Annotated in this window: 21 protein-coding genes; 13 read left to right on the plus strand and 8 right to left on the minus strand. The window is 48.6% G+C overall.

Annotated elements, in window-relative coordinates; genetic code table 11:
* Window positions 1-109: 109 nt before the first annotated feature.
* From COW15_RS16105 to COW15_RS16115, 3 genes are all read right to left on the minus strand, one after another.
* Window positions 110-520 carry a GFA family protein gene (locus COW15_RS16105; protein WP_293633673.1) on the minus strand — a complete coding sequence of 137 codons (411 nt, stop codon included), beginning with the start codon at window positions 518-520 and terminating at the stop codon, window positions 110-112.
* A 36-nt stretch (window positions 521-556) separates the two neighbouring features.
* Complete coding sequence (locus COW15_RS16110) at window positions 557-2,158, minus strand: GMC family oxidoreductase (protein WP_293633675.1); 1,602 nt, start codon at window positions 2,156-2,158, stop codon at window positions 557-559.
* Between the two features lie 69 nt (window positions 2,159-2,227).
* Window positions 2,228-2,734, minus strand: a complete 507-nt coding sequence (locus COW15_RS16115) for a TAT leader-containing periplasmic protein (protein ID WP_293633677.1) — start codon at window positions 2,732-2,734, stop codon at window positions 2,228-2,230.
* A 110-nt stretch (window positions 2,735-2,844) separates the two neighbouring features.
* Here COW15_RS16115 and COW15_RS16120 point away from each other — a divergent pair, with 110 nt between their 5' ends.
* The 3 genes from COW15_RS16120 (at window position 2,845) to COW15_RS16130 (ending at window position 5,051) form a co-directional block, all read left to right on the plus strand.
* The gene (locus COW15_RS16120; RefSeq protein ID WP_293633679.1) at window positions 2,845-3,816 is read left to right on the plus strand and encodes a hydrolase; all 972 of its coding nucleotides are present in this window, start codon (window positions 2,845-2,847) and stop codon (window positions 3,814-3,816) included.
* Window positions 3,817-3,828: 12 nt separating this feature from the next.
* Window positions 3,829-4,074, plus strand: a complete 246-nt coding sequence (locus COW15_RS16125; protein WP_293633681.1) for a YheU family protein — start codon at window positions 3,829-3,831, stop codon at window positions 4,072-4,074.
* Between the two features lie 89 nt (window positions 4,075-4,163).
* On the plus strand, window positions 4,164-5,051 hold the full coding sequence (locus tag COW15_RS16130) for a phosphoribulokinase (RefSeq protein WP_293633683.1): 888 nt from the start codon (window positions 4,164-4,166) through the stop codon (window positions 5,049-5,051).
* 503 nt (window positions 5,052-5,554) lie between these two features.
* On the opposite strand, the gene COW15_RS16135 is transcribed toward COW15_RS16130, so the two are convergent.
* Together COW15_RS16135 and pepB are read right to left on the minus strand one after the other, a co-directional pair.
* Complete coding sequence (locus COW15_RS16135; RefSeq protein ID WP_293633685.1) at window positions 5,555-6,064, minus strand: GNAT family N-acetyltransferase; 510 nt, start codon at window positions 6,062-6,064, stop codon at window positions 5,555-5,557.
* 170 nt (window positions 6,065-6,234) lie between these two features.
* Window positions 6,235-7,527, minus strand: a complete 1,293-nt coding sequence (gene pepB / locus COW15_RS16140; protein WP_293633687.1) for an aminopeptidase PepB — start codon at window positions 7,525-7,527, stop codon at window positions 6,235-6,237.
* A 179-nt stretch (window positions 7,528-7,706) separates the two neighbouring features.
* Here pepB and sfsA point away from each other — a divergent pair, with 179 nt between their 5' ends.
* From sfsA to COW15_RS16180, 8 genes are all read left to right on the plus strand, one after another.
* Entirely contained in the window at window positions 7,707-8,411 is a 705-nt protein-coding gene (sfsA, locus tag COW15_RS16145; RefSeq protein ID WP_293633689.1) for a DNA/RNA nuclease SfsA, read from the plus strand.
* 163 nt (window positions 8,412-8,574) lie between these two features.
* On the plus strand, window positions 8,575-9,018 hold the full coding sequence (gene dksA, locus COW15_RS16150; RefSeq protein ID WP_007644947.1) for an RNA polymerase-binding protein DksA: 444 nt from the start codon (window positions 8,575-8,577) through the stop codon (window positions 9,016-9,018).
* A gap of 172 nt (window positions 9,019-9,190) precedes the next feature.
* Entirely contained in the window at window positions 9,191-10,090 is a 900-nt protein-coding gene (gene gluQRS / locus COW15_RS16155) for a tRNA glutamyl-Q(34) synthetase GluQRS (RefSeq protein ID WP_293633715.1), read from the plus strand.
* A gap of 19 nt (window positions 10,091-10,109) precedes the next feature.
* Window positions 10,110-11,606, plus strand: a complete 1,497-nt coding sequence (locus tag COW15_RS16160; RefSeq protein WP_293633717.1) for a polynucleotide adenylyltransferase PcnB — start codon at window positions 10,110-10,112, stop codon at window positions 11,604-11,606.
* Window positions 11,606-12,094 (plus strand): 2-amino-4-hydroxy-6-hydroxymethyldihydropteridine diphosphokinase, encoded by a 489-nt coding sequence (gene folK / locus COW15_RS16165; RefSeq protein WP_293633719.1) that lies wholly within the window; start codon window positions 11,606-11,608, stop codon window positions 12,092-12,094. The genes COW15_RS16160 and folK overlap by 1 nt, the downstream gene beginning before the upstream one ends.
* 56 nt (window positions 12,095-12,150) lie before the next feature.
* Window positions 12,151-12,948, plus strand: a complete 798-nt coding sequence (gene panB / locus COW15_RS16170; RefSeq protein WP_293633721.1) for a 3-methyl-2-oxobutanoate hydroxymethyltransferase — start codon at window positions 12,151-12,153, stop codon at window positions 12,946-12,948.
* A 24-nt stretch (window positions 12,949-12,972) separates the two neighbouring features.
* On the plus strand, window positions 12,973-13,818 hold the full coding sequence (panC, locus tag COW15_RS16175; protein WP_293633723.1) for a pantoate--beta-alanine ligase: 846 nt from the start codon (window positions 12,973-12,975) through the stop codon (window positions 13,816-13,818).
* Window positions 13,819-14,116: 298 nt separating this feature from the next.
* Window positions 14,117-14,620 (plus strand): DUF4124 domain-containing protein, encoded by a 504-nt coding sequence (locus COW15_RS16180; protein WP_293633725.1) that lies wholly within the window; start codon window positions 14,117-14,119, stop codon window positions 14,618-14,620.
* Between the two features lie 53 nt (window positions 14,621-14,673).
* Here COW15_RS16180 and COW15_RS16185 read toward each other — a convergent pair whose 3' ends face one another.
* A complete protein-coding gene (locus COW15_RS16185) occupies window positions 14,674-17,181 on the minus strand; it encodes a S8 family serine peptidase (RefSeq protein ID WP_293633727.1) in 2,508 nt (835 codons plus the stop codon).
* 409 nt (window positions 17,182-17,590) lie between these two features.
* Here COW15_RS16185 and COW15_RS16190 point away from each other — a divergent pair, with 409 nt between their 5' ends.
* Both COW15_RS16190 and COW15_RS16195 read left to right on the plus strand, forming a co-directional pair.
* Window positions 17,591-18,010 carry a curlin gene (locus tag COW15_RS16190; RefSeq protein WP_293633729.1) on the plus strand — a complete coding sequence of 140 codons (420 nt, stop codon included), beginning with the start codon at window positions 17,591-17,593 and terminating at the stop codon, window positions 18,008-18,010.
* 14 nt (window positions 18,011-18,024) lie between these two features.
* On the plus strand, window positions 18,025-19,533 hold the full coding sequence (locus tag COW15_RS16195) for a curlin (protein WP_293633731.1): 1,509 nt from the start codon (window positions 18,025-18,027) through the stop codon (window positions 19,531-19,533).
* Window positions 19,534-19,679: 146 nt separating this feature from the next.
* On the opposite strand, the gene COW15_RS16200 is transcribed toward COW15_RS16195, so the two are convergent.
* Together COW15_RS16200 and COW15_RS16205 are read right to left on the minus strand one after the other, a co-directional pair.
* Window positions 19,680-20,345: a LuxR C-terminal-related transcriptional regulator gene (locus tag COW15_RS16200; protein WP_293633733.1), complete on the minus strand. Its 666-nt coding sequence runs from the start codon at window positions 20,343-20,345 to the stop codon at window positions 19,680-19,682.
* A gap of 372 nt (window positions 20,346-20,717) precedes the next feature.
* A complete protein-coding gene (locus COW15_RS16205) occupies window positions 20,718-21,326 on the minus strand; it encodes a DUF2238 domain-containing protein (protein ID WP_293633735.1) in 609 nt (202 codons plus the stop codon).
* Between the last annotated feature and the right edge of the window lie 93 nt (window positions 21,327-21,419).

Genomic DNA, 21,419 nt, shown 5'->3' on the forward strand with positions numbered 1-21,419 from the left:
TGAGTTATCTAAGTTTATTTGGGCTGAGTGAAGGGGATGTGAAGCAACTCGGCCTGATCATCCCTTAGCTCGACACTTCTTGCGGTATATAGCACTCGCAATCCCAAGGTCAGGTGCTGCGGCCTTGGGGATAGCGTTTGCAGTCATCCTCAATCGTTAACCAACTCACCTGATTATCGGTATAAATATGGTAATTCGGCTTAATACTGCTCGGATTATCTAGGCTGGCAATAGTTAAAGTTAAATAGTCTGGATATTGGGTATGCCTGTAGGTGAGCGAGCAGCCACATTGCTGGCAAAATCCCCGCCTGACACAATCAGAGGAAGCAAACTCAGTCACTTTCCCCTTAAGCCAGATCACCTGCGGCACCTTAAAATCCATCCAGGCACCAAACACGGCGCCGGTGCTCTTTTGGCACATACGACAATGGCAATAATCGGCATCGAAGGGCGCGCCGTCAATCCGATAACGAATGGCACCACATAAACAGCCACCTTCTAAATCATGCTCTTGTTGCATATGTGCCTCTGCTGATTTATCTATGTTCTTCTTTAGTTATTTGTGCTCTCGACCGTCGGTTAGCCTTTGCGCCAATGCGGTGGCATTACGTGCCGTGATGCCGTAAATCGACAGTTGCGGGTTAGCGCCAAGGCTGGTGGGGAAAATAGAGCCATCCATCACCGACAGATTTTCAAGATAATGCGACTGGCCGTAACTATTAACCATAGAAAGCTTTTCATCTTCGCCAAAGGGACAACCGCCCATCACATGGGCCGAGGCAACTACGGTACGCAGTGGCGCCAGTGACATCTGGGCGATACTTTCCTTGGCATTCTGCCAAGAGGTGAGATACGGCATACCATCGCTGATCGGCAAGACTTTTAAGGCACCCGCAGAAAATTGTAATTCCGCCATGCTGGCATAGGCGCGCCGCGCCGCGCGCCAAAACGCATCGGTCAGTGGGTAATCCAAGGCAAAACCCGTCGAAGTCAAATGCACTTGTCCACCTTGGCTGTCGGGGTGATAGCCATCTCTCACTAAGGCAATAGTGACCTGCAATTGGTTAAATTGCGACATTAACTCGGCGTGGCTCGTGCCATAGCCCAAGGTTTTGGAAGCGATTAAGATGGGATGCACGGGTGGAACTTCGAGTTTGTACCCCAGTTCCCCCTCGGCGCCATCCCGCCATACAAATTCATCTGAGTAGATAGACTGGGGAGCGCCACTATGGGCGTTTATCGCATCGGCAAACACTCCACCAGATAACAAAGTAGGATGTAAGAAGGTGCGTTTGCCCAATAAACTATGGGGATCGGGCACTTGGGAGCGCATCATCAAGGTCGGTGTGTGAATCGCCCCAGCACTCAAAATATAATGCTTAGCTTTAAAAAGCAGCTCAACGTCAGTGGGCCTTAAATTCACATCCAGCGCCTGCGCCTTTAACGCAAATACTTGGCCATTATGGTGTTCAATCTTGACGACTCTTGCCCGACTGATCAGCTGCGCACCTTTATCCAATGCCGCCGGAATGGTGGTGATTAACATAGACTGTTTCGCATTGACTGGGCAGCCCATGCCGCAATATCCCGTATTCCAGCACCCCGCCACATTGCGTTTGATAACAGTGTAATCCCAACCTAGATTGATGCAGCCTTGTTTCAGTGCCCCGTTATTGCGGTTAGGTTCGTAATTCCACTCATGGATATTAAGTCGCTGCTCCATCTGCTCAAACCAGGGATCTAAACTCTCACGATTTAATCCTGTGACCGACTTATGTTGTTCCCAAAAGGCCAAAGCCTCAGTCGGGGTACGAATCGAGGTCGTCCAATTCACCGTTGTCGAACCACCCACGGCGCGGCCCTGAAAAATACCAATGGCCTTGTCGGCGGTTTTCATCGCCGCGGCTTGCTGGTACAAATTGGGATAGGCGGTTCGCTCTTCCATATTAAAATCGCTGGAGGATTTTAGCGGCCCCGCCTCAATCATGATCACGCTAAGCCCGGCTTGGGTGAGAATTTCCACCGCCACACCACCGCCAGCCCCGGTACCGACAATGATGATATCAGCTTCAAAACTTTGATTTTCTTGTAGTTGACTGGCATCGGTATGTAACCAACCCGAATTTAAACCATTCACTATGGGATCTATGATTGCCAAGTTTTGTGCTCCACTGTCGCGGGTAAGATGCTTATTCTTCGGTATTTGATTCTGTTAAAAACGGACTCGCTATTTAAACAGTTCTGGCTTGGCATAATGCAGACGACTCCAATGTTCGGGGCAAGCGTAATAACTTGCCATCACCAGTTCCCTCAAACCTAAATAAGCCGTTTGCAAGAGGGCAAAATAGCTGTGACGCCAACTTTCGAGCATTTGGGTTAACTCGGCAGGTGAGCGCAGCAGCAGTGGCGTCATACTCGAGGTCAACACCAATAGCCCCAAACGATTCTCGAGCATAGCTAAGAGTTCAAATAACTCGGCCTGCTGCTCATCCGGCAGCACAGCAATCGATTGGTTGATGGCATCTAAGGTACGGTTTTGCGCCGCCAGTTTGTGAGTCGCCACATCGGGGAGTGCCCCTTCAAGCATCACAGGCAAGAGCACGCTAAATAACAGACGATAATCTTTAGCCTCATCCTCATCGGGCACACTAAACTCCGGAGAATAGAGGTTGACCCCTAGGGCTAATGCCGCCGTTCCGGCAAACGTGCCCAATAAAAAGGTACGTCTATTCATCTCGTTCTCCTAAAACGTTTAGTGATAAACAATTGTGCTACAATAGCCGCGGATCTAAATTAAACATACGTTTTAATTTTCAGCAATAGTCGATACCAAGATAAAATCCCATGTTAAATACCTTTATGCCGCCTTGGTGGGCCAAGAGTCCCCATATACAAACGATTTTGCCCGTATTCACTAAAGTGGCCAAACCTGTGCTGCAAAGGCAACGCCTAGAGCTACCCGATGGGGATTTTATCGATCTAGATTGGCAAGGATCCCCACAGGAAGGCGCGCCAATTGTGGTGATCATCCATGGTTTAGAGGGAAGTTCCCAGTCACATTATGCCAGACGCATACTCCTCGCCTGCAAGGAGAAACAACTCACCGCGGTAGTGCATCACCATAGAAGTTGTTCCGGTGAAAGCAATCGCCTCGCCCGCAGTTACCACAGCGGAGATACGGATGATTTGCAGTTTAGCCTATTGAAACTGCAACAAACCTATCCGCAGTCACCTTTACTCGCCGTAGGTTACAGCTTAGGTGGCAATGTATTGACTAAATACCAGGGCGAATATCGAGACGATAGCCTATTGACCCGAGCCGTCGTCGTCTCGGCGCCGCTACAATTATCGGCCTGCGCCAAACGCTTAGAGAATGGCTTTTCAAAAGTGTACCAAAGCCATTTAATCAAACAGTTACAACACAAGATCAGTCAAAAATTAGCAGACCCAGATTTAGCCAGTACCCTTCCCCTAAGCCAGATGCAAGTCGCCCAACTGCATACCTTTTATGACTTCGACGACAAAGTCACCGCGCCGCTACACGGTTTTGCGGGTGTTGATGACTACTATGCCCGCGCCAGTGGTTTGCCCTTTGTTAGCCATATCACAAAACCCACACTGATACTGCATGCCAAGGACGATCCCTTTATGACAGACGATGTCATTCCGCATCCTAGTCAAGTGTCTGAACAGGTTGAATATGAATTACACGCCTATGGTGGCCATGTCGGCTTTATCGAAGGTGGCACCCCATGGAAACCCCGTTATTATCTCGAACGGCGCATTTTAGATTTTTTAATTGGCGATGGTCATTAACAAGGAAGCCCTATGCTTGTTCCCTATGAAACCCTTTTACAACTGCCAAATGAAACATTGATCAATTTGATCCGTGAATATCTGTTTGGCCAAGTGGAGGATGGCAGCTTTGCCAGCCTCGATGAGCAGGAATTATCCCAAGCGATAGTCCAATGTCAACAAGCACTTAAGCTAAGAAAGTTAGTGTTAGAATACAGTGAGGATGACGAATCCTTTGCGATACGCCCCGCTGATCAAATTACCAAGCGGCAAGATTGACCCACACTGCCACTGTACCGTATAAATAGAACTCGTGGTTTTATCGCTTGCCATAAGCGGCTCTTTTGGTTCCCAGCTAGGTAGAAAAAATGTCAGCAAAACATCCCATTATTGCAGTGACCGGCTCGTCCGGTGCTGGAACCACTACAACGACAACGGCCTTTAGCCATATTTTTCGCCAACTCGGGATCAATGCCGCCTTTGTCGAAGGGGACAGTTTTCACCATTACACCCGCGCCGAAATGGAAGTGATGATCCGTAAATCCCAGGCCGAAAATCGCAACCTCAGTTACTTCGGCCCTGAGGCCAATAACTTTGCCCGTTTAGAACAATGCTTTCGCGATTATAGCGCCACAGGCCAAGGTGAAACCCGCAGCTATTTACACACCTTTGACGAGGCGGTGCCCTTTAATCAAATGCCCGGCACTTTTACCCAATGGCGGCCGCTCCCAGAAAATACCGATATGCTCTATTACGAAGGTCTACACGGCGGCGTAGTGACGGCGGATGCCAATGTCGCCCAACATGTGGATTTGCTTATCGGCATGGTGCCCATAGTTAACTTAGAGTGGATCCAGAAGATCATTCGCGACACGTCGGAACGCGGCCATAGCCGCGAAAAGGTCATGGGCTCGATTGTCCGCAGTATGGACGATTATATTAAACACATGACGCCACAGTTCTCGCGCACCCATATCAACTTCCAACGGGTGCCGACGGTGGATACCTCTAACCCTTTCAGTGCAAAAGATATTCCTAGCCTAGACGAGAGCTTTGTGGTGATCCGTTTCCGCGGTATCAACAATGTCGATTTCCCCTATTACCTCAGTATGATCCAAGGCTCCTTTATGTCGCGGGTTAACACCTTAGTCGTCCCCGGCGGCAAAATGTCCCTCGCCATGGAGTTGATCCTCACACCTTTGATTAAGGATTTGATGGAGAAACGCCAACAACTCAACACCCCTGAAGCAAACTAAGGCCGTGGGGATTGTAGGTTGAGTTTGACTAAAGGCTAATGAAATAAAGTCTTTTTTAGCAATTGATTAAGCTTGATTTAAGCCATAGCAGCTAATCTTATCGGCATCGGGATTTCAGGCGAAAGAACGATAGTTGGCATACTCTTGGGAGTTAATTCCCCCATCTTGATCTGTTGATTCCCTTGAGTATGTCAGCAACCTTCAAAACAATTTTTAGCAGTTAATTCCACATCCATGCTTGATCTCTTGATTCCCTTGAGTATGTCAGCAACCTTCAAAACAATTTTTAGCAGTTAATTCCACTTCCATGCTTGATCTGTTGATTCCCTTGGGTATGTCAGCAACCTCCCACAAAATAGGTTCTAGGAAAACAGAACGTTCGTAAACTCACTCACAGAACGCTGCGCTCACCGTAAGGGCAAAGCCCATTCAGTAAACCGTGAGTCACAAAGTGACGTTCTGTAGCCGCAAAGCGGCGTGCCGTTATCCGTAGGCGCGGCGTTTTAGCAGGCCGAAGACCGTCCTAAATTCTTATACATCACCCAACACTCTAAGGCTATGCCTCGGGGTGAGCAGTAGATTGACTCCTCCTCCAAACCTTCACCACCAAAACCACAGTGGCGATAGAAATCCACCGCATTCAAGGTCGATTCTAATCTCAGCTGGGCAATACCTTGATTAAAAGCCATAGTTTCAATAAATTGCAGCAGCACTTTACCGACACCTAACCCCATAGCATCGGGGGAGACAAAAAGTGCTTCTAACTGGGCGTAGGGTTCATCTAACATGACCATACCGACCACTCTCTTAAGCGGCGGCTCGTCACTGGCGTGTTCTGCCACATAAAAATGCGCATCGACGATACGACTAAATTGCTCGGTCAGTTCGCCTGCGGTCCAAATATGCAGATCGCCCGCAGCATAGAATCCGGCGCAGCCTTTATTGATGGCGGCATTGCGGATATCCCAGCAGGCCTGAGCATCGGCTTTAGTCGCTTTTCGTATTGTTATCATCACGTTTCCTGATAAAACATCTCTGCCGTAACATGCCATGAAGCCGTATAAACGCCAAGTAAACGATTGGACTAGTATTTCTCCCAATAAAAAACCGCCCGTAGGCGGTTTTAATCCCGTCAGCAAAAACTTAATGGGCCTTAGCTAACACGCTAGGCCCAAAGCTAGGCTTAGCCTTTAATCAATTCACTAATGGTCAATACGCCGTGGGTGGTGGCGCCAGCGCCCCACAGTGCTGAAGCCGAATCTTCAAAAGCACCCGCTAAATCGACATGTAGCCATTGAGCTTCGGGTGACACGAAACGCCATAGGAAACCGGCGGCATTAGAAGCTCCGCCCGCACCGCCGCCTTTCATTGCGCGGCTGTTGGCTGTGTCAGCATAGGCAGATGGACACATTTCTTTGTGCCAAGGATCCAGCGGCAGCGGCCATACACGCTCGGCAACGCTAGTGGCCTTTTGCTGAGCCAGTTGCAACACATCAGTCTGTGGCGAGAAAATCGCGTTGTAGTTAGAACCCACCGCCATCACAGCGGCACCTGTCAGGGTCGCTGCATCGATAATAAAAGGTGCGCCCGTGGCAGAGGCCGCTTGTAGACCATCGGCCAACACTAAGCGCCCTTCCGCATCTGTGTTCACCACTTCAACTGTTACACCATTTTTGTAGGTCAGAATATCACCCAACTTATAGGCGCGGCCGCTGATCAAGTTTTCAGCACAACATAAGAAGAGTTTAACGCGTTTGTTGAGGCCAGATTTGATCGCTAAACCAAGTGCTGCGGTCACAGTCGCCGCGCCGCCCATATCGCATTTCATGCCTAACATGCCTTCGGAGGCTTTGATGCTGTAACCGCCGGAATCGAAGGTAATGCCTTTACCCACTAAGGCTACAGACACGGGTGCATCGGCGGCTAATGGGTTGAAGTCTAATTCTAACATTGCTGGTGGACGCTCACTGCCGCGGCCCACGGCATGGATACCAATCCACTGTTCTTCGAGCAGTGCTTCGCCTTCGACGATACGATAGCTCACCTGGTTACCACCGACTTCGGCCAACCATTTGGCCGCTTGTTGGGCCAGTTTCACTGGCGATAGGTTTTCAGGCGTATCGTTGATCAGTTGACGGGCAAAGGTGGCCACATCCAGTCGGCGCTGTAATTCGGCTTGTACAGACTCATCACCACACCAATGGATTTGATAGCCTGTTTTGGCCGTCGCGAAACCTTGGGCAAACACCCATTGACTGTTGAGATCCCAAAGTTGTCCTTCCAATGCAACGCTGCTAATACCTTGGCTACGCAGCTTACGCGCCGCCATTTGAATTTGGCGCAGCTCATCGCCGCCCGCTAAATGAATTTGCGCACCATCGACGCTAAAAGTCACATCGGCCTTGCCCCAGTGGGCTGCGGCGGTTTCTTTTGTGAGTCGCACTTTCATTATGTCGGTCACTTTTAGTTCACTCATTAGGGATCCTTATTTTTCGATTCGTTTTAGCACTATTTAGAACAAACTTTATCGCCGCAGTGTACTGCTAGCCGCCTGTGACGCAAAGCGATTGGCGAAAGTTACTCAGGTAAAATCTGTAAACATTTGCGAAATTTGCTAGTCTTTGGGGCTAATGGTTATCGAGATAGGTTAAGGGCATGCGCTTTACTCCAGCACTAGAGCAGGGAAAATTACTCAGGCGTTACAAGCGCTTTCTCGCCGATGTTCAACTTGAAAACGGAGATGAAATCACCGTCCACTGCCCCAATACGGGCTCGATGCGCAATTGCCTCTTTCCCGGCGAGCCAGTCTGGTTCTCCACCTCCGCCAATCCTAAACGCAAATATGCCCACACCTGGGAGCTGATGGGCACCCCAGAGGGTGGGCTCATTGGCATACATTCGGGGAATGCCAATGCGTTGGTGGAGGAAGCGATTAAAAAGGACATGATTAGCGAACTCTCGGGCTATGACAGCCTAAGGCGTGAAGTCAAATATGGTGATGAAAATAGTCGCATCGATCTCTTGCTCGAAGCTGCTCAAAAACCCACCTGTTATATAGAAGTCAAAAGTTGTACTTTGCTCGAAGGGGAACAGGGTTATTTCCCCGATGCGGTGAGCCTACGCGGCCAAAAACATTTGCGGGAATTGATGCAAATGGCCAGTCTTGGGCACAGAGCCGTGTTGCTTTTTGTGGTACAACACACTCAGATCGACAGTGTCGCCCCCGCGGAGCATATCGATCCTGAATATGCTAAGCTACTGAAAATGGCGGTTTTTGCAGGAGTTGAAATCTTGGCCTATCGCTGCGAAATATCCCCTACAGAGATACACCTAGCCCAAGCATGCACAGTCCGAGTATGATGTTAAGATCCAGTAAATTTAAAATTAAATTCAATTAGCGAACATAGTCATAAATTTCAGTGAAGGCGAACCGAAAAATTTGCCTCGTTGTAAAGATTCTGATATAGATAGCGGCCGTTCTTAAGGACGCCCTACAAACGCAAATGATTACAGGAGATGCGTTATGCCTGAAGGCACCAAAAAACTTGGCGTACTCGCTATCGCAGGTGTAAGTCCCTACCAGGAAAAGCCGGGTGAGGAGTATATGAACGCTAAGCAACTGGGTCACTTCAAGACAATTCTTGAAGCTTGGCGCAATCAGTTGCGTGAAGAGGTCGATCGTACTCTGAGTCACATGCAGGATGAGGCAGCAAACTTTCCCGATCCTGTTGACCGTGCAGCGCAGGAAGAAGAGTTCAGTCTCGAACTTCGTGCCCGCGACAGAGAACGTAAGCTGATCAAGAAGATCGAAAAAACACTGCAAAAAATCGAAGAAGACGATTTCGGCTTCTGTGATTCCTGTGGTATCGAAATCGGCATCCGCCGTCTCGAAGCGCGTCCAACGGCCGATCAATGTATCGACTGTAAAACCCTTGCAGAGATCAAAGAGAAACAAATGGCGGGTTAAGCTGCCGAACTGGGCGGGGACTCCCCGCCTACTTGTTGTTTCTAAAGACTAGGTCATTCATCTAGTTAAGCCACGTTCACTTCATTTTATTCCATAATTCGCTTTTATCTTTGTCTCCCTCTAAAATACCCGCACTTTTGCTAGCGCGATTCCGACACTCAGCCTAGATGTTATGCCTATGCCATTAACGCTTAATACTTCTAACCGACCCTATGTCGGCCGTTTTGCGCCCTCTCCCTCGGGTGCACTGCATTTTGGCTCACTGATCGCCGCCCTTGGTAGCTATTTACGGGCCCGTTCCCTCGGTGGCCAATGGCTTATTCGTATCGAAGATATTGATCCCCCACGGGAGATCAAAGGCGCTGCGGACGATATTTTACGCACCTTAGAAGCCTATGGTTTGGAATGGGATGGCGCCGTGCTATATCAAAGCCAGCGCACCGAAGCCTATCAAGCGCAAATCGATTCGCTGCTTGCCCAGAATAAAGCCTATTTCTGCCAATGTAGCCGCAAACAAATTCAAGCCATGGGCGGTATCTACGATGGCCGTTGTCACCGATTGCTACAAGCCCACACATTCGGCGCAGTGCGGATAGTCAATACGGCGCAAGTGCAAGAATTTGATGACAATCTAATGGGTCATATCTGTGTCGATACCCCATTTGCCGCGGAGGATTTTATCATTAAGCGCAGCGATGGCTTGTATGCCTATCAGCTCGCAGTAGTGCTAGATGACGCCTATCAAGGGATCACCGAAGTGGTGCGCGGATGTGATTTAATCGAGGCCAGTTGCCGCCAATTGAGCCTATATCAGACCTTTGGTTTAACGGCGCCCGAGTGGCTACACTTGCCACTCGCCTGCCTCACACCTGGATTTAAACTTTCAAAACAAAACCATGCACAGGCCATAGATAAACAACATCCCCAAGCCAGTCTAAATGCGGCGCTGGCATTTTTAGGGCAAAGGCGCGTTGAACAGCATGCTTGTGCGGCAAAAATGCTTGAGCAAGCCGTGGATCAGTTTCAATTATCCACTATACCGCAACAATCTGAGATACTGATCGAGCCCTGATATACTCATTAGGCCGCATTTGGTATATGATAGCCGCCAGATTTTTAATCACATAACAGATCACATTTCGAGGTGTCCCATTTTTCGCCGTATCAGCCAATTCTGCAAGCAGCTATTTGAAGACGCGCCTAAAACGACCGCTCCGACTCCAGCTCAGATTGAACCCCAAATCCCTGAAGTTTCTTCCGGTACCTTAAGCTTGGAGTTAGTGCCAAGAGATGCTCATTCCATCTCCCGCAAACAAATTAGCGAAAATGCACTTAAAGTATTGTACAGACTAAATAAATCTGGCTTTCAAGCCTATTTAGTCGGTGGCGGTGTGCGTGATTTACTCCTCGGGCTCGAGCCAAAGGATTTCGACGTTGTGACTAATGCAACGCCAGAGGAAATCAAAAAACTGTTTCGCAATTGCCGCGTCGTTGGCCGTCGTTTCCGCCTTGCCCATATCGTCTTTGGCCGCGATGTCATCGAAGTAGCGACTTTCCGTGGTCACCATGGCGAAAGTAATGAAAAAGTCTCTAAGGCCAATGCCGAAGGACGTTTGCTGCGGGATAACGTCTATGGCGAAATCGACGAAGATGCCGAGCGCCGCGACTTTACCGTCAATGCGCTCTATTACGATATCAGCGATTATTCGATTCGCAGCTACGGTGGTGGGATAAGCGATCTCAAAGAGGGCACATTAAGATTAATTGGCGATCCAGAAACCCGTTACCGTGAGGATCCCGTGCGTATGCTAAGGGCGGTGCGTTTCGCCACTAAACTCAGCATGGGTATCGAAGATGTGACCGCTAAGCCCATCAGACAGTTGGCCCCGCTGTTAAAGGACATTCCCGCCGCACGCATGTATGAAGAAGTGCTCAAGCTCTTCTTTGCAGGTAAAGCCCTGGCAAACTTCGACATGATGCAGGAATACAAGCTATTCGCACCGCTGTTTCCACAGGTCGATGCGGTACTCAAAGAAGATCCAAAGGGTCCAGCGATGAAGATGGTGCAGGCCATCATGAAGAGCACTGACACACGGGTAAACGAAGATAAACCCGTCACCCCCTCCTTCTTCTATGCCGCCATTCTCTGGTATCCACTGCGCCAACGCGCCGAAGATATTGCCGTTGAAAGCGGCCTGACGTTATACGATGCCTTTTTCGCCGCCATGGGCGATGTGATGGAGCAGCAATGCCAAACCATCAGTATTCCGCGCCGTTTTAGTACGCCAGCGAAAGACATTTGGCAGTTGCAGTTACGCTTTGAACGCAGCCAAGGCACTCGCGCCTTTAAATTGATGGAACATCCCAAATTTAGGGCCGCCTATGACTTGCTACTACTTAGGGGCGAAGCCGAGGGCGGTAATATCGCTAAGAGCGCCGCCTGGTGGCAACTGTTTGTCGAAGCCGATGAAACCGAGCGTTTAACCATTGCGCGCAGCGGTAACAAGGCGCCAGGGAATCGTAATCGTAACGCTACTCAGCGCCGTCGCCGTCGACCCAGCACACCTAAAGCGAAAGCCGCAGAATAATGACCCGAGTGTTTGTCGCCCTAGGGGCTAATCTTGAGGATCCCAAGACGCAATTGGACAACGCCACCGCTGCCTTGTCCGCCCTTGCACTGGGAAATAGCCTAAAGGTTTCCCCCTATTATCGCTCGGCGCCCATGGGGGATGTCGTCCAACCCGACTATGTCAATGCGGTCGCCAGTTTTGAAACGGATCTCGCACCGTTGGCCCTACTCGATGCCCTACAACAGATTGAAAACACACAGGGACGAGTGCGTAAGGAACGCTGGGGGCCGAGAACCTTAGATCTCGACTTACTATTATATGGCGATGAAATCATCGATGAGCCTAGGCTTAAAGTCCCCCATTACGGTATGAAGGAACGCAGTTTTGTGCTGGTTCCACTGGCCGCAATCGCTCCCGATCTTATCCTGCCCTGTAAGACGCCCCTTGCCAGTCTTATCAGTGAAAATATCTTGGCCGAGTTACAACAACTGGGCATTGATCATTGAAGTCCGTCCCCAGTTAGCTTATAACACCACTTCTATTTGGTTTGAAGATCATCCATATGTCTAAAATTACTAGCTCAACCCTGTTGAAGTACAAACAGGAAGGTAGAAAATTCACGGCACTGACAGCCTATGATGCCAGTTTTGCCAGCGCCTTCGATAGCGAAGGTGTCGATGTGCTGCTGGTCGGCGATTCTTTGGGAATGGTTCTCCAAGGCCATGATGATACCCTGCCCGTGACCACTGCCGATATCGCCTACCATACTCGCTGTGTTCGTCGCGGTATCGAACGTGCCCTGCTGATCGCCGATATGCCGTTTATGAGTTACGCCACACCAGAGCAAGCTATGGTGAACGCCACCGAGTTGATGCAAGCGGGCGCCAATATGGTCAAAGTCGAAGGTGGACACTGGTTACTCGAAACCGTCACTAAGCTCACCGAACGCGGTATTCCCGTGTGTGCTCACTTAGGCTTAACGCCTCAGTCAGTCCATGTGTTTGGTGGTTTTAAAGTCCAAGGCCGCGACGCCGAAAATGCCCAGCGCATCCTCGATGAAGCAAAAGCGTTAGAAGCGGCCGGTGCTCAACTTTTGGTTGTGGAATGCATTCCCGCGCCACTCGCCGCGGCGATCACTCAAGCCTTAACGATTCCTGTTATTGGGATTGGTGCCGGTGCATCGACCGATGGGCAAATTTTAGTGATGCATGATGTGTTAGGTATTTCAAGTGGTTATATTCCACGTTTCTCGAAAAACTACCTAAAACAAACCGGTGAAATTCGTTCGGCCGTGCGCGCCTATATCGACGAAGTTGCCCAAGGAACTTTTCCTGGCGAAGAACACACTTTTAACAAATAACCGATTTATGCAAGGTAAGGCTCAATGATCACTAGCACCCATATTGATGATATTCGCACCCAAGTGCGTGCATGGCGTGCCAAGGGCGAAACCGTCGCCTTCGTGCCCACCATGGGCAATCTCCATCAGGGACATATCACCTTAGTGAAGCAAGCGGCACAAAAGTGTGACCATGTGGTGGTATCGATTTTTGTCAATCCAATGCAATTTGGCCAGAACGAAGATCTCGATGCCTACCCACGCACACTGGAAGCCGACAGCCAAGCACTCAGCGCTGCGGGAGCGAAGCTGCTCTTCACGCCGACGCCTGCCATTATCTATCCCAAGGGATTGGCACAACAAACCTATGTCGAAGTACCAGGTATTTCCGATGTGCTCTGCGGCGCGAGTCGTCCTGGGCATTTCCGCGGTGTTGCCACTATCGTCTGTAAACTGTTTAACATAGTGCAGCCCGATGTGGCGCTATTCGGTAATAAAGATTATCAACAACTCTTGGTCATCAAAACTATGGTTGAGGATTTATCATTACCGATTGAAATCATAGGGGTTGATACCATACGGGAAGATTCTGGCCTCGCCATGAGTTCGCGCAATGGTTATTTAACCGCCGAAGAAAAAGCCGCTGCGCCCGCGCTTAAGAAAGCCATAGATACCATGGCGCAGGGGATTTTACAGGGTGAGACTATCGAGCATGTCATTAGCCTAGCGAAAGCCAGTCTAGTCGCGGCAGGCTTTACGCCGGATTACTTGGAAGTGCGCCACGCCGATACCTTAGCCAAAGCAGAACCCCAGGATAAAGCGCTGGTGATCTTAGCGGCAGCTTATTTAGGTAAGGCTCGCCTTATCGATAACTTAAGATTTGACCGTTAATGGTACAAACCCAGTGAAAAGGAGCTTCGGCTCCTTTTTTTATGCCTAAGCGCTGCATCCCAATTGGGTGCTCAATAAGGCTAACGTCAAAAAATATCCATAGTCAAAAAACTGGTGTTATTTTTAAACTTACGCCATAGTAATGGCAGATGTTAACACTAAGTAACAACTAAACCTGCTGTTATAGGCTCACGCCAACTATAGTGTTTCTTATAGTACAACGGCTCAAATTCCATCAACCACCATGCCGATACGATAAGTGAAGCTATCACCCAATATACAAAGGATTTGTAGTCGAATGGCTAGACTCATATTGACCCTTATTTGCGTAATGCTACCGACAGTGGCCCAGGCCAATACTGTCTATAAATGCCGTAAAGACGACAAGATTGTCTTTAGCCAAACCGCCTGCCCGCAGGAATATAGCCAACACAAACTTGAGTACCAGCTGGGTATAGTCACAGAAATCGATTCAGACAAACAAGAAAAGCCAGTCGTTCCGCTGCAAGCCCTGCTCAATAATCAAACCCTCTCCAGGGAAAAACTACTGCAATTACTCGACGGAGAACTCTATCGTCTTAAGCAGGAAAACAGCTACTTCGAGATACTTAAGATTAGCGAACTACAAAAGCTAGAGCGTCAACGCTATTGGCGTAACAAAGCAAAAGATGATCCGGACTATCTCAGCCAAGTGAATAATATTAATGACCACTTCAATGGCCTGATCCTCAACAACGATACAGTGATGCAACAATTATCCGCCCGGAAAACCCAAATCCTTACCGAGACGGAGCCCGAATAATCCCTGTAATAGAAAAGGCGACCCTAAGGTCGCCTTGCATTCAAAATTTGCCCTTAGAATTGAGCCACGATAGGGGCAGAACACAAAGTCCCTTCCGTTTCGCACACTTGGTAAGTCACACTGCTTGCTGTGGTTGTGAAACGATCGCGGTAGTTACCATCATTTTCAGTGGTCGCCACCCGTTCACCATCACGATAAATCGCAACGGTTTCACCTAAGGCACTGTCCCATACTATATCGACCATAGCGCTGCCACGGCGTGAGACTAACGCACGCGTGACCTCAGCATTGATGCTGTGTGCATAGACTTGCACTTCCATGGTGACAGTGTTGCTGTGCTCTTGCGCATCCGTCACAGTTAAAGCGACTGTGTAAGTGCCCGCTGCGGCAAACACATGGCTTGGATTCGTTTCTGTTGAACTTGAGCCATCACCAAAGTTCCAGCTATAACCCACGATGTCATCGTTTGCATCGGTACTAGTGTTAGTAAAACCAACGCTTAACCCTTCGACGGCAAACTCAAAACCTGCAACGGGTGCGGCAGGCGAAGCTTCGCCTAAACCACTGATAACAAGGCCCCAATTGTTGAGTGTTCCGGTATCGGCACCAGCATTATCATCCACAGCTAAGGACCAAGTCCCCTGTGCATTCTCACCGTCAAATGCACTTAAGTCCCAACTCTTAACGATATTGTCGGCACTACCACCATCACGGTTATGTAACACTACTTCAGTTCCCGCTGGAGAGGTTAACACCACTCGTAGATCACCAATCCATGTATGGCTGATATTCACATCGGCGGTGACAGCAAAAATCTGCACATCATCGGCCACTTCAATGGTGCTGACAATGCCATTGCTGTTGTTATCCGGAATGGCGACAGAGTTCTCATTGCCATAACTAAAGTCATTTAAGCCTTGCGGGAAGACGTTGAGGGAAACCACTTTAGATTTCTCAACCGTACCGTCATTGCCCGTTACCGTAATACTGTAATCACCCCAAGCCGTTTGTGCGCTTGTCGCAACGTCTAAGGTAAATGAACCACCCGCAGAAACGGTTGATGTCGATAAAGACACACCTTCGAGTGCAGGTGAAACACTGACAGTCAATGCAACGTTACCATCCCAACCGGCCACACTGCCCACACTGAAGTTGTAGCTTGCAGCGCTCCCCGCTTCGACCGATTGTGATGCCGGTGACACGGTAAACTTATAACTTGGTGAGGGATTAGCCTGCTCGAGGGCATTCGCCACATTGAGACGGGTTCCGGCGACGGTTTTACCGGTTAAATCGGCGTTGGCATCGCCGGAGGCCATCAACAGTGCTTTCATCTCCACTGGCGTTAAATCGGGGTTGAGTGACCACACGAGTGCCGCGGCACCAGTTACATGAGGCGTCGCCATGGATGTGCCTGAATAGGTAGCGTAAGCACCACCAGGAACCGTCGACAGGATCGCCGAGCCGGGCGCGCCCATATCCACACTCGTTAATCCCCACTGGGAGAAATCAGACATATGATCGTTGCGATCGGTACTGGCGATCGACAGCACAACATCGGAATCATAACTTGAGGGATAGTGTGGGCTTGCATCATTATCGACGGCATCGTTACCCGCCGCCGCCACGAACAGAATGCCCGCCTCACCGCCAGCATCGATGGCATCCTTCAAGGCTTGGCTAAAGCCGCCGCCACCCCAAGAGTTGTTGGTGGCTTTAATATCGACCCCATGATTCACTTTAAGATTGGTAAAATAATCAATACAAGCAATCGCTCCGGCAGTCGATCCAGAACCGCCCGCATCGAGGAATTGACAGGCGGCAATCTTGACGTCCCAGTTCACCCCCACCACACCGACACCGTTATTCCCCTTAGCACCAATAGTACCGGATACATGGGTGCCGTGGCCGTTGCCGTCCATGGGATTACCGTTATCATTCACGGCGCTGTAACCGTGAATATCATCAATCACACCGTTGCCGTCGTCATCCACGCCATTGCCTGCAATTTCGCCCATATTGACCCACATATTGGCTTGCAGATCTGTGTGGTTATAATCCACACCCGTGTCGATCACACCGACTACCACATCGGCACTCCCAGTGGTGATATCCCATGCTTCCACCGCATCGATATCGGCATCGGCGCTGCCACCACTCTGGCCGCTATTATTCATGCCCCAGAGGCTCGCAAAATTCGGGTCATCTGGGGTACCAATCGCCTTGAGAATGTAGTTAGGTTCGGCATATTTCACTGCGGGATGGCGGCTTATCACCTTAATGGCATCTTCAATATTGGCACCTTTACGCAGTGCCAAACGGGCCAATTTTCCGTTTAATAGGTGGCTGAACTTATCATCCACACCATCGGCATTAGCGTCGGTTAAGGTGCCGCGAATTAATCGCTGGGCAGCGGTTCGCTCCGCCTTGGTGGCATTGTCTTTGTACACCACAAGAATTGAGTCTTTTTCGTAGACAGGGGCATCCTTAGCCATCGCGGGTAACGCTGAAAACGTCATCGCACCCGCAATTGCTAGGGCCAGTGGTGAGAGTTTTATCGACATAACAAATTTCCTATAGTCCTTTACTTTGAGGTTCCGGCACCACAATCCCGCAGCGTCCTCCAATAACGTTAGGAAAAAGAGGGCTGACAGGGTAATAACCGATGTGTTTGCCCGTAAATTGTTGCCATAATGTTTCAACTTAAAAAAGACGCAGCTGAGTAAATACGACTTAACTACTAGACCTAGTTGGCTAGATAAAATCCCAAATCCCACCACAAACCCTACACAAATAATTTTAGATTCAATTGATTAGCCAGAGATAATCCCGCTGAGATTTAACTCTCACTTAGGTAAATAAATACCCTTTCGGCCGATTGTCTCTCCCCACTGGGGCTCGTACCTTGGTGCCTGAGTTGAAGGGGTTATATTCGACCCCTTCCCAACCACCTATGCATACAAGGGGTCTTTTGTGCCAAATCCATTTTCACGCTTTTTGGTACTGCTCATCTTGTTATGTAGTTGTATGACATTGTCCCATGCAACCGATGTCAGCGAATTGCCTATCACTCTACAAGCTCTTCTGGAACGTTCTGGACGCGATAATCTTATCGACCTAGTACAGCAAGGAACGGCTAATCAGAGTTTACTGTTCCAATCCGGCAGCGATAACGCTGCCTATGTGACACAAGTAGGCATAGATAACCATGCACTTGTGACTCAGATTGGTTCAAATAATGAAGTCCAACTACTGCAAGTCGGCACTCAAAATACGGCTTCGATTACCCAGATTGGCAACGACAATCTAGTGCAATTGAACCAACTAGGAAGCGGCAATTTTTCGATCGAGCAGATTGCAGACGGTGCTGCAATCACAATTACTCAATATTAAACAGGGAGAGTCACATGAAATCACAAGCTAAAAAGTCATTAATTGCTTTAGCGATCACGGCAGGTTTAAGCGGTCATGCACTGGCAGCGAGTGTCGTCAGCGACATAGGTGTTACCCAAACAGGCCAAAGCCAAGAGGCACTCGTCGCTCAAACGGGTCTGCTCAATGCCACTACAGTTGTACAAACCGGTAACGACCAAACTGCAACAGTGCTGCAGGATGGGGTATGGCATGAAGCCCAAGTTAACTCAACGGGCGATGCGAACGATGTGACTGTTAGCCAACAAACCGATTGGCATGTGGCAAGTGTTAATGTCACTGGCAATAACAACGAAGCCGAAGTGACCCAGGATGGTTTCTATAACCAAAGCAGCAACGATGTAACGGGTAGCGATAACCTCATTTCAGTAAGCCAATTAGGTGAAGTCAACGAAAGTTATGTTGAAATCACTGGCAACGAAAATAGTGCCTTTGTTGAGCAAGAGGGGGATACCAACTTAGCCGTATTCCGCGTTGAGGGTAATAACAACGACGGCGACATCAAGCAATACGGTGACAATAACCAAGCGGGTTTAATTGCACTCGATCTGACTGCTAACGTTGGCAACAACAACGATGTTTCCGTTGAACAGATTGGTAACAGCAACTTTGGCGCGGCTAAAGGGGTTGCGGGTAATAATAACAGTATCGATATCTACCAAAAGGGTGACAGCCATGTGGGCTTCGTTTACGCCCTCGCAGGCAGTGACAACGATATCACCATGAAACAAGAAGGTAACAGCAATACGGCTTACCTATCAATGACGACGGGGGATGATAACAGTGTCGATATCGCCCAAGACGGCGACAGCAATACCGTAGGCGATACCTTAGTGGCCGATATTCAAGGTAATGATAACGATATCAGCATCAAACAAAAGGGTGATAGCAACGGTACTGAGTTCCAAGTATGGGGTGATAGCAACGACGTTGACTTAAAACAGCGCGGCGATACTAACTTCGCCACCTTTGGTGCTTATGGCACCGACAACGACTTCGACTTATCTTCTAAGGGTGATAACAACGAACTCGTTGCCTTCGCAACCGGTGAAGACAACAGCATTGAAATCAGCCAAGAAGGCGATGTCAACTTTGCCTATGTCGATGCAACGGGTAACGACAACGAAGTCGATGTGGAGCAGGATGGCGGTCAAAACGAAACTATTATCACTGTGGCAGGTAACAACAATGCCGATGTGACCGCACTGCAACACAATGGCGATCTGAACCTTATCGATTTAATTATCGAAGGCGATGAAAACTCAGCGCAAATCACTCAATCAGGCAGTGGTAACTGGGTGGGTGGCGATAGCGGTAGTTCATTCGCGGCCAGCTCATTTGCAGTGAGTGGCGATAACAACAGCCTACTCATCAGCCAAACGGGTAATGACAACTTAGTGTTAGGCTCTCAAGCGGGAGATAACAACAGCATCAGCGTGACCCAATCGGGTGATATGAACGTTGCGACTATCGTGCAATACTAATCTTTATCGATAAACCGCCTTTACGTTAAAGGCGGTCAATAAAAATGGGAACATTTATAATGTTCCCATTTTTATTTATGTATGAGTTAATCGCTTATCTTTTAACTATAACTGCGGGATTATGCCCATAACGGCAAAAGCTCGTCCTAACTGCAAAACTCAAAATGGGTTTGATAGGTCTGCGCCCAACGTAACAACTCAACACGGTTACGGGATTGGGTCTTGCGGAAAATAGAAGAGATATGCGCTTTCACTGTATGTTCGCTAATGCACAATCTGTGGGCGATTTCTTTATTTCTTGCTCCACTGGAAACGAATTGAATAATGGTCCGCTCACGGGATGTTAGCATTTGCAGCATAGCCACAGTATCGGCGGGCATCTCATTGTTACCATCTAACTTTTGTACGACGCGGCGAAACATTTTGCTCAGTAGGGTTCTATCGTACCAAAGCTCATCGGCCACCATTTTACGTAGCCCTGTCAACATCAAATCCATCCGCTGATCAGCAAATAAAAGACCGCGAATGCCGAGTAACATCGCAGACTCTTGATCTAAGGAATTGCGCTCAACTTGATAGAGTGCAACGGGAAAATGGGGGACTAAGCGGGACGCCAACAGAGGAATACCTTTGTTGTCTAATGCAGCCCCTTTTTGCGCGATAAGGCAAAAACTGTGTGGGCTCTGCTCTAAATTCAATTCAGCAGCGTGTTTAACTATCCGTGTTTTTAGTCCCATGGACTCTGCAAGTATCGCTAAATGGCAAGGTGCAGCCACTTGATGTAAGAAAACCAACTCATTGATTGTGCTCACTTTACTCTTCTCCCTGAAAAGTACTTATTTCTCTTTTGCATGAGACTTATTGAAATTGCCTGCAACGCATCATTAAACATTTCATTAACCTAGCCATTCTGACTAGTTACCCAATGAATGCCATAGCCCAAATGTACTAATAATCACTATTTATATGTAGTACGTTCGACTAACTCACTAAGATATACAGCCTATAGAGTGATAAATACTAAACCGTGACAAAGAAGATATCAGCCACTACACCTTAGTCTATATAAACACCACTCGAAAGTTGACACAAAACTTTAACATTGAGTTTTGTAATCTGGAGGATGAAAATGCCCTTAACGTCAGCGCTTTGAGGGCATTGATTCCCATATTAGCAATATCTTTTTAGGAGTGTGCCAAAATCCTTGCGATTTGCTTATCCTGCTGGCGAGATAACAGCAGCAACGCCACTACCGCACCTATTAATGCTAAAAACATATCGGATTGGGTATCCCATATATAACCTTGGGTGCCTAAAAAGGCCTCGGCGCCCTCACCCGTTGCTGCTGCGACCCACCATTCGATCAACTCATAGAAAGCTGAAAATGCTAATACAAAACAAGTCACCAAAAATGCACACCAAGCACCAGGCTTAACAGCTTGATTACGTAGCATAATTTCACGCGCCAACAGTGCAGGGATAAAGCCTTGGGCAAAATGACCTACCTTGTCGTAATTATTGCGCTCCGATCCCATCCACTGGGCAATAGTGTCGAATAAAGGCACCTCGGCATAGGTGTAATGGGCGCCCACAAATAAAACACTGCAATGTACTAGGATTAGAAAATAGACTAAGGGTGTGAGTGGAAAGCGTTTACGAGTAAAAAATAAAATGGGTACTGCCACTAATGCGGGCAAGGCTTCGAGCCACCAGGTAAAAGGATCTGCGGGTTTGATCGCCGACCAGACAAGAACTGAGAGGTAAATACCGCACCAAGCAATTTTGTTATTCAATGTTTTTTCCTCTTATGCGATATTGTTCTAAATTTAGAATATTAACTTTAGCCATCTAGCCCTCCACACTGAGCAAAAAAAGTGCTACTTTGG

This window comes from Shewanella sp. CG12_big_fil_rev_8_21_14_0_65_47_15 (genome assembly GCF_002783505.1).
GTDB lineage: Bacteria > Pseudomonadota > Gammaproteobacteria > Enterobacterales > Shewanellaceae > Shewanella.

What these genes read in the sequence shown, in the direction of transcription:
- folK (WP_293633719.1), top strand. Translation starts at nt 11,606, where the DNA reads ATGACCCGAGTGTTTGTCGCCCTAGGGGCTAATCTTGAGGATCCCAAG.
- gluQRS (WP_293633715.1), top strand. Translation starts at nt 9,191, where the DNA reads ATGCCTATGCCATTAACGCTTAATACTTCTAACCGACCCTATGTCGGC.
- COW15_RS16135 (WP_293633685.1), bottom strand. Translation starts at nt 6,064, where the DNA reads ATGATAACAATACGAAAAGCGACTAAAGCCGATGCTCAGGCCTGCTGG.
- COW15_RS16120 (WP_293633679.1), top strand. Translation starts at nt 2,845, where the DNA reads ATGTTAAATACCTTTATGCCGCCTTGGTGGGCCAAGAGTCCCCATATA.
- panB (WP_293633721.1), top strand. Translation starts at nt 12,151, where the DNA reads ATGTCTAAAATTACTAGCTCAACCCTGTTGAAGTACAAACAGGAAGGT.
- sfsA (WP_293633689.1), top strand. Translation starts at nt 7,707, where the DNA reads ATGCGCTTTACTCCAGCACTAGAGCAGGGAAAATTACTCAGGCGTTAC.
- COW15_RS16125 (WP_293633681.1), top strand. Translation starts at nt 3,829, where the DNA reads ATGCTTGTTCCCTATGAAACCCTTTTACAACTGCCAAATGAAACATTG.
- COW15_RS16115 (WP_293633677.1), bottom strand. Translation starts at nt 2,734, where the DNA reads ATGAATAGACGTACCTTTTTATTGGGCACGTTTGCCGGAACGGCGGCA.
- COW15_RS16180 (WP_293633725.1), top strand. Translation starts at nt 14,117, where the DNA reads ATGGCTAGACTCATATTGACCCTTATTTGCGTAATGCTACCGACAGTG.
- COW15_RS16195 (WP_293633731.1), top strand. Translation starts at nt 18,025, where the DNA reads ATGAAATCACAAGCTAAAAAGTCATTAATTGCTTTAGCGATCACGGCA.
- panC (WP_293633723.1), top strand. Translation starts at nt 12,973, where the DNA reads ATGATCACTAGCACCCATATTGATGATATTCGCACCCAAGTGCGTGCA.
- COW15_RS16185 (WP_293633727.1), bottom strand. Translation starts at nt 17,181, where the DNA reads ATGTCGATAAAACTCTCACCACTGGCCCTAGCAATTGCGGGTGCGATG.
- dksA (WP_007644947.1), top strand. Translation starts at nt 8,575, where the DNA reads ATGCCTGAAGGCACCAAAAAACTTGGCGTACTCGCTATCGCAGGTGTA.
- COW15_RS16105 (WP_293633673.1), bottom strand. Translation starts at nt 520, where the DNA reads ATGCAACAAGAGCATGATTTAGAAGGTGGCTGTTTATGTGGTGCCATT.
- pepB (WP_293633687.1), bottom strand. Translation starts at nt 7,527, where the DNA reads ATGAGTGAACTAAAAGTGACCGACATAATGAAAGTGCGACTCACAAAA.
- COW15_RS16130 (WP_293633683.1), top strand. Translation starts at nt 4,164, where the DNA reads ATGTCAGCAAAACATCCCATTATTGCAGTGACCGGCTCGTCCGGTGCT.